This is a genomic window from Dietzia sp. B32 (assembly GCF_024732245.1).
GTDB lineage: Bacteria > Actinomycetota > Actinomycetes > Mycobacteriales > Mycobacteriaceae > Dietzia.
In genome coordinates, this window is the sequence record NZ_CP093845.1 from 2,972,538 (window position 1) to 2,986,171 (window position 13,634).

Consider the following 13,634-nt stretch of genomic DNA (forward strand, 5'->3'; position numbering starts at 1 on the left):
GGCCACGTCTCGTCTGTGCCCCTGTCTCGACAGGTGGCAGCCGTATCGGGTTCAACTATCGTGCGCGACAGAAGGTGTCCGCGCGAGAGTGGGAAGGATTACCAGTAAAGATAAGTGCTCGCTAATGTTGTAGGCGTCCAGTGGTCTCGAGGGGCCACGTGCACCCATCCTCGGGGGAGTTCAGATGGCGCCGATTCGACGGCGGATAGCCGCGTTGGTCAGCTCGGTGGTCTTGGCCACGACGACACTCGTGGTGGGCCAGGCGCCCGTGGCGTCGGCCCAGCCGACGACGGGTATCGGTCCGGTGTCGGTGGGGCCTCTGAACGTGCCGATTCCGTCTCCCGGGCTCCCGATGTACGCCACCTGGACAAGGACGGTGAGCGAAGGGTCTCCTCGTCAGGGAGATGTCATCACGGTGACCAACGTGATCCAGGGTGTGAAGGTCATCGCCTACACGAACCTGGAGTGGATGAAGGAATTTCATCCCAGTTGTTTTGAGCGTCAGAGCGGCGGGTGGACGATCTCGGGACATCGGATCGGGTCGCCCGGTGAAGTGAGTTCAACGAGCCCGCGGACCTACTCGCCGACCAGCCGGGCCAGCGAACTCGACTTCACGTTTGGTACCGAGGGCGGTCAGGCCACTACCAGGGTCGAATTGGCAGACGTCCTACCGAGGCTGAGGATCAATGGCGGCAACGGAGACGGCCTGACCACCACGTGGACCGAGACGTACAAGGTCACGTGTGCACCCGGGGCACTGAGCTCCGGCGGGTTCACGTGGGACGACTCGAGGGCTCGGAACATTCCGTGGACGACAGCGGGCCCGTCGATCACGGTGCGGCCTGCGCTGACCACCACCAGCACTACGCTCGCGGTTGACCCCGGCCCCGAGGAGAGCAGCGAGTCCGTTCTCACCGCGACAGTGGCTAACGGCCGGAACGGCGATGTCGTCGAGTTCTTCGACGGCGAGGTCCGGCTGGGCGTCGGAACCGTCACAGGCGGCGTCTCGACCCTCCCGTGGCGGCCCGGCGCAGGGACCGCTGGCCAGCCGTTCGCCATCGCCGCGAAATATCTCGGCTCCGCCGACCACGCGCCGTCCGAATCAGCTCCGGCCACCGGAACTGTCGCCGGCGACACCACCGCGCCCGCCCCGCCCTCTGACCTGGTAATCGCCCCGCAACCTGTCGATCCGGGACAGCTCGTCGCGGTGTCGGGCCAGGCCGAGCCAGGGTCATCGGTAACCGTCTTTCTCGGCGACGAAAGCAGGTGCTCTGCCACCGCCGGCCCCGAGGGCGATTTCTCGTGCAGCTTCGCGGTACTGGAGACCGAGAACGGCCTGCCCGTCACGGCGATCGCAACCGATGCATCGGGGAACTCGTCCCAGCCGGGAGACGCCGGACCACTGGCGGTCAACGACAAGACCCCGCCCGCGATACCGTCCGGAGTCGTGATGCTTCCCGCAGCGGCAGACCCTGGCGAGACCGTCACGGTCACCGGCGAGGCCGAGCCGGGGTCGACCGTGTCTGTCGTCGTCGACGGTGAGCAGGTGTGTTCTGTAACAGCTGACCTCGTCACCGGCGAGTTCTCCTGCGAGTTCATCGTGACCGAGGAGATGGATGGCCAGATGGCCGCCGTCATCGCCACCGACGCGGCGGGGAACCCGTCGGAGCCGGCCACGGTCGGCCCGATCGGCGTGAACGATGTGACGCCCCCGCTGCCGCCCACCGACCTGAGAGTGCAGCCGAACCCCGCCAATCACGGCGGAGCGGTGACGGTCTCGGGAAAGGCGGAGCCCTTCTCCACGGTCCGGGTGTACGTGGGCGCAGCTGAGGATCCGGCATGTTTTGCGACGGCCAACGCGGCAGGGGAGTTCGCCTGCAGTTTCACCGCGGTAGAGGAGTGGAACGGGCTGCCAGTGACGGCGACCGCGACGGACGCGGCCGGGAATGTCTCGGACGAGGCACCCGCAGGGACGCTCGGCGTCGCGCCATCCCAGCCCCCTGTGACGGTGACCGCGACGACCACCGCGATCGAGGTGACCACTGCCGTGGAAACCACTACTCAGACGTCGACTGCCACGGTGGTGGAAACGACGACCGAGGTCGTGCCGACCACGGTGCCGACGACGGTGGTGGCGACCACCACCGAGTTGGTGCCGACGACGGAGATCGAGACGGAGACGCTGCCGCCCACGACGGTCCGGGAGACGACGACGGCGGTTGAGACGTCGACGGTGACGGAGACTCCGCCGACGGTGACGGAGACGCTTCCCCCGACAACGGTGCGGGAGACGACCACTCAGTTGGTTCCGACTACGGCGATCGAGACCGAAACCGAGACGACGACTCAGCTGGTCCCGACGACCGCCTTCGAGACTGAGACGGAGACGACGACGGCGGTTGAGACGTCGACGGTGACGGAGACTCCGCCGACGGTGACGGAGACGGAGACGCTTCCCCCGACGACGGTCCGGGAGACGACGACGGCGGTTGAGACGTCGACGGTGACGGAGACTCCGCCGACGGTGACGGAGACGCTTCCTCCGACGACGGTCCGGGAGACGACCACTCAGTTGGTTCCGACCACGGCGGTCGAGACCGAAACCGAGACGACGACTCAGCTGGTCCCGACGACCGCCTTCGAGACTGAGACGGAGACGACGACGGCAATTGAGACGTCCACGGTGACGGAGACTCCGCCGACGGTGACGGAGACGCTTCCCCCGACGACGGTCCGGGAGACGACGACGCAACTGGTGCCGACGACAGCGATCGAGACCGAAACCGAGACGACGACCGCGGTGGAAACCTCCACGGTGACTGAGACGGCTCCGACGGTGACCGAACTCGTCCCGACGACGATCGTGCAGTCCACGACTGAGTTGGTGCCGACCACCGTCATCCCGCCGACCGTGACGATCACGGAGGTCGAGACCTCGACGTCGACGACCACCTCCACGGCCACGCAGGTCGAGGTGACCACAGAGGTCTCCACCACCACCCAGACGGCGACGTCCACAGTGACCTCGACGTCGGTGGCCACCACGACCGTGGTGCCCGAGTGGTTCGGGTCGATCGGCTCGGGATCCGCCGGGAACGGGGGCGGTGCCGACCCGGGCAGCGCGGATATCGGGTTGGCCGGTGCGATCAGCGGTCTCCTCGAGATGGCCTTCGGTTCGCTCGGTGTCACCGCTGGTTCGGTGGCGAGCGGGTCCACCGGTGAGAGCGGCTCGCTCGCGGCGGAGGGACTCGGTTCACTCGACGGCGCGTCCGGTTCGATCTCGGGCGGTGGGGGAGACGGCGGCAGTGGTGCCGATGGCACCGGATCCGGCGGGGTCGGCGCGATCGCGTTCGGATCGCTGGGTCCGCTGGGGTCGTCGGATGTGGCCGGCTCGACAGGTGCGTTCGGCTCCACAGGCGGGCTCGGTTCCCTCGCCGTGGGATCGCTGGCTGTCGGTGCGCTCGCCGTGGGAGGCGTGCTCCACGGGGTCAACACCGGCGCGATCCGGCTCGACCCGGTGATGCTGCCGCCGCTGCCCAGGGAGCTCGCCGTGCTGCTGGGGGCGGGCGTGCCGGCGGGCCGGGACGAGGTGCCGGTGGCGCCGGGCCCGCTCGTCGGCAACGGCCGCGGCTGAATCCGCCCCTACGCGACCCCGAGGGCCCGCTTCCCACACTCGAGGAGGCGGACCCTCGTCGTCGTCGGATCCTCGACGCGCGGCGAGAACGCGTTCTACCCTGGACACATGACCAGAACCCCCACCGCGCGCGACCTCACGCTCGCGCAGATTCTCGAGCGGCAGCAGCAGGCGTTCCTCGCCGAGCCCCAGCCGGGCGTGAAGATCCGCCGGGACCGGATCCTGCGACTCAAGCAGCTCGTCCTCGACAACGCCGCCGAGCTGACCGAAGCGATCCGCGAGGACTACGGCTCGCGACCGGAGACGTTCTCCACCATCACCGACATCGCCTCGTCCATCCCGGATCTGGACCACCAGCGCGGCAACATCAAGAAGTGGATGAAGCCCACGCGGATCTCCCGCGCCCTGGACGCGGTCGGGTTCTCACAGCAGGTCCGCCACGACCCCAAGGGCGTCGTGGGCATCATCGGCCCCTGGAACTTCCCCCTGTACCTGACGATCGTTCCGGCGGGATCCGCGCTCGGCGCCGGCAACCGGGTGATGATCCGGCCGTCGTCGGTCACCGCGAACACCACCGAGGTGCTGTGCCGGCGGGCGCCCGAGTACTTCGCCGTGGACGAGCTGGCCATCGCGGGTCCCGAGCACGGCCGGGGCTCCGACTTCTCCGTGCTCCCGTTCGACCACCTGTTCTTCACCGGATCGCCGGGGGTCGGCAAGTCCGTGGCCAAGGACGCGGCCGAGAACCTCACGCCCGTCACGCTGGAACTGGGCGGCAAGAACCCCGTCTTCGTCGACAGTAGTGCCGACATCGACCGGGCGGCGCGCAGCATCGCCTCGTCCCGCCTCGTCAACGGTGGCCAGGTGTGCATGTGCCCGGACTACGTCTTCGTCCCCGAGGACCGCCTGGACGCGTTCTGCGACACCGTGCTCGACCAGTGGCGGACCACCCTCCCGGCCATCGTCGGCAACCCCGAGTACACGGCGACCATCAACACCTCGAACTACGAGCGGATCGTCGGGCTGATCGACGACGCCGTGGCGAAGGGGGCCGTCAAGCGGGACGCCGCGCCGGCCGGGGAGCGCCTGCCCGACCCGGTCGTCCGCAAGATCGCGCCCACCCTGCTCACCGGCGTGACCCCGGACATGGAGATCGACTCCGACGAGGTGTTCGGCCCCGTCCTGACGGTCTTCGGGTACTCCGGCCTCGACGAGGCGATCCGCTACGTCAACAACCGGCCGAGCCCGCTGGTCCTGTACTGGTACGGGGACAGGAACGACCGCTTCGAGACCGTCGCCGACCGCACCCGCTCCGGCAACATCTACGGCAACGACTTCGGGATCGGCATGGCCTCGTCGGCCATCCCCTTCGGTGGCGTCGGCAACTCGGGGATGGGCGGCTACCACGGCCACTACGGGTTCCGGACGTTCACCCACGAGCGGGCGGTGGCGCACCACTCGTTCGACTTCAACGCGTCGGAGCTTATGGTCCCGCCGTTCACCAAGGGCAAGAAGCGGATCGCCTCGGGTTACCTGGGGGCGATGCAGGTACGGACGAGGCTCAAGCTGTAGCGGGGCCGCCGGCCGTGGGGTCGGCGTCCCCGGTGCCGCCGGGGTGGTGCAGCGGCACGGTCAGCCGGAAGGTGGTGCCTTCACCCTCCGCCGAGTCGAAGTCCAGGTCGCCGTCGTGGCCTTCCGCGATCGCCTGGACGATGCTCAGGCCCAGACCGGTGCCGGGGATCGACCCGCGCTGGGCGGTGCTCGACCGGAAGAAGCGGGTGCCCAGGTGTTCGTGCTCGGCCACGGGGATGCCGATGCCGGTGTCGGCCACGGTGACGGTCGCCGTGCCGCCGTCCGCGGTGAGGGACACGGTGACCGTCCCGCCCTCCGGGGTGAACTTGATCGCGTTGCTCACCAGGTTGGTCACCGCCCGCTCGAGTTGAAGAGCGTCGCCGGTGACCTCGGCAGGGTCGATCCGCTCCTCGAGGGCGAGTCCGGCGCGGTCGGCCACGGGCCTGAGTGACTCGAGGACGTGGTCCACCACGGAATCGAGACGAAGCCGGTCGTGGTCGATGTCGAGACCCCTCGCCTCGATCCGGCTGAGGGTCAGCAGATCCTCGATGAGCCCCCTCAGCCGGTCCGCGTTGCGCTGCACCACGGAGACCAGGCGGAGTTGGGCGGGGGTGAGGTCGCCGCCGTCCCCGTCGCAGAGCATCTCGGTGTAGCCGACGATCGAGGCCAGCGGCGTGCGGAGTTCGTGGCTGACGGTGGAGACGAAGTCGTCCTTCTGGCGGTCCAGTTCCTCGAGTCGGCGGACGTGTTCCTCCCGGCCCGCCTCGAAGTCGTCGCGCGTGTCCAGGAGCACGTTGAAGGCCGCGGCGAGAGCGCGGACCTCCGCGGGGCCCTCGTCGGTCCGGGCCCGGGTGCCGCGACCCCCCTCGGTGTCGTTCCGGGCCACCTCGGCGAGCTCCTCGATGGGATCGACGATCGTCCGGGCGGTCCGACGGGTGTCGCGGATGATCGCGGCGGAGGCCGCGAAAATGATCAGGAAGGCCAGTGCCGACCCACTCCACAGCGTCACCGTCCGCCAGTCGCGCATCTCGGCCCGCTTGTCCTTGGCGGCGGAGAGCAGCGTGTCGGCGGCGGTGACCATCGCCGTGAAGTCCATGACGGCGTCGATGTTCTCCTGCTGGCTGAGGGGGGACTCCCCGGCGGCGAGCTCGGGCGTCGTCCCGACGACGGTGTCCGCGTACCGCCACCACGATTCGGACGCGGCGGTGAGCTTGCCGAGGGCGGGGGAGAAGGCGTCGTCGTCCCCGACCAGACGCTGCAGCTCGGCCAGGGCCTCCCGCGAGTCCGTCTCGCGCACCCGCAACCTGTCCTCCGCGCCGGGGAGGCCGTACGCACGGTCCATCCGCAGATCCGACTGGGCCCAGCGCATGGCGATGACCAACCGGCTGGTGGTGTCGACGGCCGGCGTGTAGACCGTGCTGGTGCGTTGGGAGAAGTAGAACTGGACCAGGAGGAGCGCAGGCCCCAGCAGCGCGATCACCACCACGAGGATCAGCATGCTGCGGCTCTTGCGGCGGAGGACCTCGGAGACCTTCTGGGCGGGCGGGCCGGAGTCCGCGGGGATCCCGTCCTCCCTCACGACGCCCCCTCCGTGGTGAAGCCGCGGCGCGTCATGACGCCCCACTGCTGTTCGCTCCCGCGCAGTGCCTGCCACCAGCCCCGAAGGCGCCAGATCACGTGGAGTTGGCGGTAGCCGATGTTCTCCAGGACCGACGAGGCGATGAGGGAGAGCATGCTCCCGAACCGGTGGTAACGAGAGAAGTACACCTCGTCTACCGCGGCGGCGGTGAGCGCGACGACGATCGCATACCCGTAGGCCACGGCGAGGAACAACCAGAAGGTGGTGGGATTGACCAGGCCCAGGACGAACCCCAGGACCATGAGCACCAGGCCGACCGCCTCGATGAGGGGCGCGAACAGTTCAAAGGCCCAGTAGTAGGGCACGGCGAGCGTGCCGGCCCGTCCGTATCGCGGATTGCCGAACATCACGCGGTGTTTGACCAACGTCTCCCAGAGCCCGCGGTGCCAGCGCGCGCGCTGCTTCCCGAGGACCGCCAGCGTCTCGGGGACTTCGGTCCAGCACACCGGTTCGGGCACGAATGTCACCTGGTAGTCCTGATCGCGCTCGCGGAGCAGGCGGTGGAGACGCATGACCAGTTCGAAGTCCTCGCCGATGGAGTCCGGGTCGAGTCCACCGACCTCGACGAGCAGATCCCGACGGAAGCACCCGAAGGCGCCGGAGATGAGAATGAGGGCCCGCAGCTTGGACCACCCGGAGCGGCCGAGGAAGAACGACCGCAGGTATTCCAGCGCCTGGATCTGGGCGAGGAGATTACGGGGCATTCTGACGTCGACGATCTGCCCGGACCGGATGGTGCAGCCGTTGGCGACGCGCACGACCCCACCGGTGGCAACGGTGCGTAGCGGGTCGTCGGCGAACGGTTCGGTGACGATGAGCAGCGCATCGGGGTCCAGCAGGGAATCGCCGTCGACACAGATGATGAGGTCCTCGACGGCGGTGTTGATGCCGACGTTGACGGAATCCGAGCGCCCCGAGTTGGGTTTGTCGATGACGGTGAGGCGGGTGTAGCCGTCGCGGGGGACGTAGAGACCGCGCGGGACCTGGCGGGTCGGTATGTCGTGGGGTACCTCTCGGTCCGCGCGGACCAGGTCGAACGCCTCCGTGAGGGCGCGCAGTGTTCCGTCGGAGGACCCGTCGTTGACGACGATCACCTCGTGGCGGTGGTAGCGCAGCCCGAGGAGCGACCGGGTGGCCTCGACGACGCCGGCCTCTTCGTTGTAGGCGGGGACGACCACGGAGACCCCCGGCGCCGTGTGGCTGCCGAGACGTTCGACACGACCGGAATGACGACGACGACGCCGCGTGCTGCGGAAATCCACGGCAGCGGCGATCACGAGCACCAGGTACGAGGAGTTGATGAGCAGGAAGTAGAAGAGGATGGGCCAGGCGATCAGATCCAGCAGCGTCGCGATCGCCACGCGGAGTGTCTCGATCACGGGGTGGGCTCCTCGTCGTGACGGGTGAGTTCGCCGGCCCGCCGAGTACTCGTGGCGAGGTCGTACAGTTCGGGCCTGCGCTCCCGGATGCCGATGGCGGTCACCGCCCCCAGCGAGGCGAGCGCGGCCAGGTCGTCCTCCGACACCATCGAGGTGTCCCGGACGGAGATCTCCGGCGGGATGGTGCCGCGTTCCAGGGCGTCGACGAGGACGGCCTCGCCCCTCCGGCCGAGGGAGGCGAGCGCGCCGGCGGCCACCTCAGCCAGTCTCCGGTCGGGATCGGCCAGAACGGTCCGCAGGGGCGGGATCGCGGCCGGGGCGCCCAGTTCACCGAGGGCGGTGGCGGTGGCCAGTCGCACGGCCGCCGGCTCGTGGGCCCCGAGGGCCCGCCCGAGGTCGTCGATGACGCGGGCGTCCCCGATCATCCCGAGCGTGCGCGCGGCGGCCGCACGTACCCGCTCGTCCCGGTCGGTGCGGAACAGGTGCAGGAGGCGGGGCAGCAGGGAGGCCATTCCGCCGCGGGCCGCGACGGTGGCGGCGACGTACCGCACGCCGGGGTCCGGGTCGTCGAGGCCGCGCCGCACCGCCTCGCGGACGTCGTCGCCCATGGCCAACAGGGCGTCCGCGGCGACGTAGGAGGGCACCCCGGAGATGCCCCCGTCCTCGCGCACCGCGCGCAGCACCGCGTCGGCGTAGGTCGCGTCACCGAGCACCCCGAGGGCGCGCACGGCGGTCGAACGCACGGCGCGGTCGCGGTCCCTGAGCAGCCCCGCCAGGGGGGCCGCGTGCTCGGGCCGCCGCGTCGCCCCGAGCACCTGTGCCGAGCGGGCCCTGGTGGTGGCCGACAACGAGCGAACACCACGGAGTGCACCGTCGACGGTGCCGTGCCCGTCGAGGATGTCGACCAGCGCGGTGACGGCACCGCCACGGACCTTGCCGAGCAGGTCGAGTACCGCGCGGTCGACCACCCGCGCCCGGTATCGGCCCAGCCTCCCGGGGGGCTCGTCGTCCGGCTCCTCGTCCGCGGCGAGCGCGAGCAGCCGGGGCCGGATCGGGCGGAGGATCCGCTCGACGCGACGGCCGCGGCTGACCCGGGCCGCGTGGGCCCAGAACATCACCACCACCAGGATGCCGATGGTGGCGACGAGCACCCACAGCGAGGTGGTCAGGACGCCGGACGCCACCTCCGGCGCGACATCGTCGAGCAGGGAGGGGGACGGGTCGTCATACGAGGGCAGCACCGACCGGGACCTGTGGTTCTATCGGCCGAGCAACGCGTCGACGCGGCGCAGCAGCTCCCGGGGGCTGAAGGGCTTGATCACGTAGTCGTCGGCTCCTGCAGCGAACCCCGCGTCGACCTCGGCGTCACGCGCGCGGGCCGTGAGCAACAGGACGCGGCAGCTCTCCGGCCCCTCCCCGTCGCGGAGGCGTCGGAGGACATCGAGTCCGGACAGGCCCGGCATCATGATGTCGAGGATTGCCAGTGACGGGGTGAAGCTCGTGATCGCCTCGAGCGCCTCCACCCCGTCCCGGGCCGTGCGGATCTCGTATCCGGCGTTCTCGAGCTTGAAGGCGACGAGCTCACGGATGTCGTCGTCGTCGTCGGCGATCACGACCCGCGGCCCGGTACCTGTCACTGGATCGCCCCACCCTTCGTCTCAACGTCTGTCGCGTCGACTCTATCGGCAGATCCTCGCGCGCGCAGTCACTCTCCCCGGAACTCGGGCCTGCGCTTCTCCGCGAAGGCCCGCGGCCCCTCCTTGGCGTCAGCCGACGCGAAGACCCGTCCACCGACCTCGGCGTCGACCGTGAACGCCTCCTCCTCGTGCATCCCCTCGGTGCGACGGATGGTCTCGATCATCCCCTGGACGGCCAGGGGGCCGTTCGCCGCGATGAGGTCGGCGATCTCCAGTGCCTTGTCGAGGGCCGACCCGTCGTCGACCACGTGCCCGATGAGTCCGAACCGTTCGGCCTCCTCCGCGGTGAGGTGGCGGCCCGTCATGAGGACCTCCATCGCGACGGTGTACGGGATCTGGCGCACGAGCCGGACCGCCGAGCCGCCGAGCGGGTACAGGCCCCACCGCGCCTCCGAGACGCCGAACTTGGCCGATCGCCCGGCGACGCGGATGTCGGTGCCCTGCAGGATCTCGGTCCCGCCGGCGATGGCCGGCCCCTCGACCGCGGCGATGAGCGGCTTGCTCAGGCGGCGCCCCTTGAGCAGGGCGGGCAGGCGGGTCAGGTCCCAGCCGCCGCCGGCGAACTTGTCCCCCGGTGCGTCCTTGTTCATGGCCTTGAGGTCGGCGCCCGCGCAGAAGAACCCGCCCGCCCCGGTGAGGATGCACGCCCGGATGTCGGGGTCGGAGTCCACCAGGTCCCAGGCGGCCTCCATGCCCCGCATCATCGGCCCGGACAGGGCGTTCCTGGCCTCGGGGCGATTCATGGTGACGATCAGGACGTGCCCCCGCCGCTCGGTGAGCAGGTGCTGGTCCTCGGGGGTGTCGACGCTGGTCATCTGGGGCCTCCTGGAGGATTTCTTTATGCCGGGTTCGAAGTAACCCACACCACGGGAAGGTAACACGTTCTAGTTTGGGGTCATGGCGTACACCATCGGAGATCTCGTAGAACACAGCGTGGACCGCGTCCCCGACCGGCTCGTGCTCGTCCAGGGTGACCGTGAGCTCAGCTTTCGGGAGTTGGAGGACCGTGCCAACCGGCTCGCCCACCACCTGCAGTCGGTGGGGGTGGGACCGGACGACAAGGTCGCGGTGTACAGCCGCAACACCATCGAGGCCGTCGAGGCCATGGTCGCGATCTTCAAGATTCGCGCGGTCATGGTCAACGTGAACTTCCGTTACGTGCCGGCCGAGCTCGAGTACCTGCTGGACAACTCCGACGCCGTCGCGGTCATCCACGAGCGCCGCTACTCGGAGACCCTGGCCGAGGCGCTGCCCAGGACCCCGGGGGTCCGGCATTGCCTCGTGGTCGAGGACGGGACCGACGGGCCGGACCCGGTCGTGCCCGAGAGCGTCTCGGTGGCGCACTACGAGGACGCCCTGGCCGCACAGTCCCCCGAGCGGGACTTCGGCGAGCGGTCGAACGACGACATCTACATGCTCTACACCGGCGGCACCACGGGGTCGCCGAAGGGGGTCATGTGGCGTCAGGAGGACGTGTTCATGGTCCTCGGCGGGGGCATCGACTTCCTCACGGGGGAGCGGGTCGCCGACGAGTGGGAGCTGGCGAACAAGGCCGTCGAGGGCGGCGTGCTGGTGCGGGCCGCACTGCCCCCGCTCATCCACGGCGGCGCCCAGTGGGCGATCCTCATGGCCCTGTTCGCCGGGCACACCAGCGTGCTCATCCCGGAGTTCGACGCCGAGACGGTCTGGCAGACGGTCACGGACCGCAAGATCAACCTGCTGTTCATCACCGGGGACGCGATGGCGCGCCCGATGATCGAGGCCTGGGACGCGGAGAAGTACGACCCCTCGTCGCTCTTCTACATCGGGTCCTCGGCCGCCCTCTTCTCGCCGTCGGTCAAGGACCAGTTCATCGAGGCCTTCCCCAACGCGATGATCTCCGACTCGATCGGGTCCTCCGAGACGGGCTTCTCGGGCATCGCCCTGGCGGAGAAGGGCAAGACCCACACCGGCGGTCCGCGCGTGAAGATCGACGGCGAGACCACCGTCCTGGACGACGACGGCAACGAGATCCAACCCGGATCGGATGTCATCGGCAAGGTGGCCCGCACCGGTCACATCCCGCTGGGGTACTACAAGGACGAGGCCAAGACCGCGGCGACGTTCAAGACGTACAACGGCAAGCGCTACTCCATCCCCGGCGACGACGCCCGGGTCGAGTCCGACGGCACCGTCACGATGCTCGGCCGGGGATCGGTGTCCATCAACACCGGCGGCGAGAAGGTGCACCCGGAGGAGGTCGAGGCGGCACTCAAGACCCATCCCGACGTGTTCGACGCCCTGGTGATCGGGGTGCCGGACGAGCGGATGGGCCACAAGGTCGCGGCCGTGCTGCACACCCGTGACGGCAAGTGCCCGCCCATCGAGGAGATCAACGAGCACGCGCGCAAGGAGATCGCCCGCTACAAGTGCCCGCGCGCGTTGTGGGTCGAGACCTCGGTCAAGCGCAATCCCGCGGGCAAGCCCGACTACCGGTGGGCCGCGGACATCGCCGCGTCCCGCCCCGCAGACGACAGCCAGGAGATCAGCAAGTGAGCATTCGCACTTCCCTCGCGGAGGAATTCGGGATCGAGTACCCGGTATTCGCCTTCACCCCGTCCAAGGCGGTCGCGGCCGCGGTGACCCGTGCCGGCGGCATGGGCGTACTCGGGTGCGTCCGCTACAACGACGCCGCCGAGCTCGACGAGGTGCTCACCTGGATGGACGAGAACACCGATGGCAAGCCCTACGGTGTGGACATCGTCATGCCCAACAAGGTGCCCACCGAGGGCAGTCCCGCCGACATCGCCGCGATGATCCCGGAGGAGCACAAGGCGTTCGTCTCCAGGGTCCTCGATGATCTCGGGGTGCCGCCGCTCGGGGACGACGCGGAGCACAACGCCGGCGTGATCGGGTGGCTCCACTCGGTCGCCCAGTCGCACGTCGAGATGTCGCTCAAGCACCGGCCGGTACTCATCGCCAACGCCCTGGGGTCGCCGCCGAAGCACATCATCGACCTCGCCCACGAGAACGGGATGAAGGTCGCCGCCCTCGCCGGCGCCACCAAGCACGCCCTGGCCCACGTGGACAACGGCGTCGACATCGTGATCGCCCAGGGCGGCGAGGCCGGCGGTCACACCGGCGACGTCGCCACCATGGTGCTGGTGCCGGAGATCGTCAAGGCCCTGGGCGGTCGCGCCCCGGTGCTGGCCGCGGGTGGCATCGGCGACGGCACCCAGGTCGCGTCCGTGATCGGGATGGGCGCGCAGGGCGCCTGGATGGGGTCCCGCTGGCTCACCGCCGCCGAGTACGCCGAGGACGGCGGCTCGCAGGCCATGCAGAAGGCGCTCGTCGCCGCCACCAGCCGCGACACCGTCCGTACCCGGATCTACTCCGGCAAGCCCGCGCGGCTGCTCAAGAGCAAGTGGACGGAGGCGTGGGCGGCCGCCGACGCGCCGGACCCGCTGCCCATGCCGCTGCAGAACATCCTCGTCGCGGAGGCCCACCAGCGGATCTCCGAGGCGCAGGACCCCGAGGTCGTGGCCATGCCCGCAGGCCAGATCATCGGCTCCCTCGAGGGCGTGGTGCCCGTGGCCGAGACGATGGCGCAGATCGTCTCCGAGTACGAGGCGGCCGTCGAGCGGCTGCGCGCGACCCTGGCCTGACCGGCCGGGCCTGTCTCACCGGGCCCGTCTCACCGTCGCCGGCCAGATCCGCTACTCCGATCCCGGATCCGC

Annotated in this window: 10 protein-coding genes; 4 read left to right on the top strand and 6 right to left on the bottom strand. The window is 69.6% G+C overall.

Features of this window, described 5'->3' with window-relative positions; all coding sequences use genetic code 11:
- Window positions 1–180: 180 nt before the first annotated feature.
- Window positions 181–363 carry a hypothetical protein gene (locus L8M95_RS14075; protein WP_260486730.1) on the bottom strand — a complete coding sequence of 61 codons (183 nt, stop codon included), beginning with the start codon at window positions 361–363 and terminating at the stop codon, window positions 181–183.
- Between the two features lie 52 nt (window positions 364–415).
- On the opposite strand from L8M95_RS14075, the gene L8M95_RS14080 reads away from it, so the two are divergent.
- Window positions 416–3,634 carry an Ig-like domain-containing protein gene (locus tag L8M95_RS14080; protein WP_260486731.1) on the top strand — a complete coding sequence of 1,073 codons (3,219 nt, stop codon included), beginning with the start codon at window positions 416–418 and terminating at the stop codon, window positions 3,632–3,634.
- 108 nt (window positions 3,635–3,742) lie between these two features.
- Window positions 3,743–5,203 (top strand): aldehyde dehydrogenase family protein, encoded by a 1,461-nt coding sequence (locus L8M95_RS14085; RefSeq protein ID WP_260486732.1) that lies wholly within the window; start codon window positions 3,743–3,745, stop codon window positions 5,201–5,203.
- Here the strand turns inward: L8M95_RS14085 and L8M95_RS14090 are convergent.
- The 5 genes from L8M95_RS14090 to L8M95_RS14110 form a co-directional block, all read right to left on the bottom strand.
- The gene (locus L8M95_RS14090; RefSeq protein WP_260486733.1) at window positions 5,193–6,782 is read right to left on the bottom strand and encodes a cell wall metabolism sensor histidine kinase WalK; all 1,590 of its coding nucleotides are present in this window, start codon (window positions 6,780–6,782) and stop codon (window positions 5,193–5,195) included. The two genes, L8M95_RS14085 and L8M95_RS14090, sit on opposite strands and share 11 nt — an antisense overlap.
- Window positions 6,779–8,221, bottom strand: a complete 1,443-nt coding sequence (locus L8M95_RS14095) for a glycosyltransferase family 2 protein (RefSeq protein WP_260486734.1) — start codon at window positions 8,219–8,221, stop codon at window positions 6,779–6,781. The genes L8M95_RS14090 and L8M95_RS14095 overlap by 4 nt, the downstream gene beginning before the upstream one ends.
- Window positions 8,218–9,462 carry a HEAT repeat domain-containing protein gene (locus L8M95_RS14100; RefSeq protein ID WP_260486735.1) on the bottom strand — a complete coding sequence of 415 codons (1,245 nt, stop codon included), beginning with the start codon at window positions 9,460–9,462 and terminating at the stop codon, window positions 8,218–8,220. The genes L8M95_RS14095 and L8M95_RS14100 overlap by 4 nt, the downstream gene beginning before the upstream one ends.
- 18 nt (window positions 9,463–9,480) lie before the next feature.
- Window positions 9,481–9,858 carry a response regulator transcription factor gene (locus L8M95_RS14105; protein WP_260486736.1) on the bottom strand — a complete coding sequence of 126 codons (378 nt, stop codon included), beginning with the start codon at window positions 9,856–9,858 and terminating at the stop codon, window positions 9,481–9,483.
- 68 nt (window positions 9,859–9,926) lie between these two features.
- On the bottom strand, window positions 9,927–10,733 hold the full coding sequence (locus tag L8M95_RS14110; RefSeq protein WP_260486737.1) for a crotonase/enoyl-CoA hydratase family protein: 807 nt from the start codon (window positions 10,731–10,733) through the stop codon (window positions 9,927–9,929).
- Between the two features lie 82 nt (window positions 10,734–10,815).
- Here L8M95_RS14110 and L8M95_RS14115 point away from each other — a divergent pair, with 82 nt between their 5' ends.
- Window positions 10,816–12,453 carry an acyl-CoA synthetase gene (locus tag L8M95_RS14115; protein WP_260486738.1) on the top strand — a complete coding sequence of 546 codons (1,638 nt, stop codon included), beginning with the start codon at window positions 10,816–10,818 and terminating at the stop codon, window positions 12,451–12,453.
- 2 nt (window positions 12,454–12,455) lie between these two features.
- Window positions 12,456–13,562: a nitronate monooxygenase family protein gene (locus L8M95_RS14120; RefSeq protein ID WP_260489267.1), complete on the top strand. Its 1,107-nt coding sequence runs from the start codon at window positions 12,456–12,458 to the stop codon at window positions 13,560–13,562.
- Window positions 13,563–13,634: the final 72 nt, after the last annotated feature.

Coding starts and splice junctions, on each gene's coding strand:
- L8M95_RS14085 (WP_260486732.1), top strand. CDS start 3,743: ATGACCAGAACCCCCACCGCGCGCGACCTCACGCTCGCGCAGATTCTC.
- L8M95_RS14110 (WP_260486737.1), bottom strand. CDS start 10,733: ATGACCAGCGTCGACACCCCCGAGGACCAGCACCTGCTCACCGAGCGG.
- L8M95_RS14115 (WP_260486738.1), top strand. CDS start 10,816: ATGGCGTACACCATCGGAGATCTCGTAGAACACAGCGTGGACCGCGTC.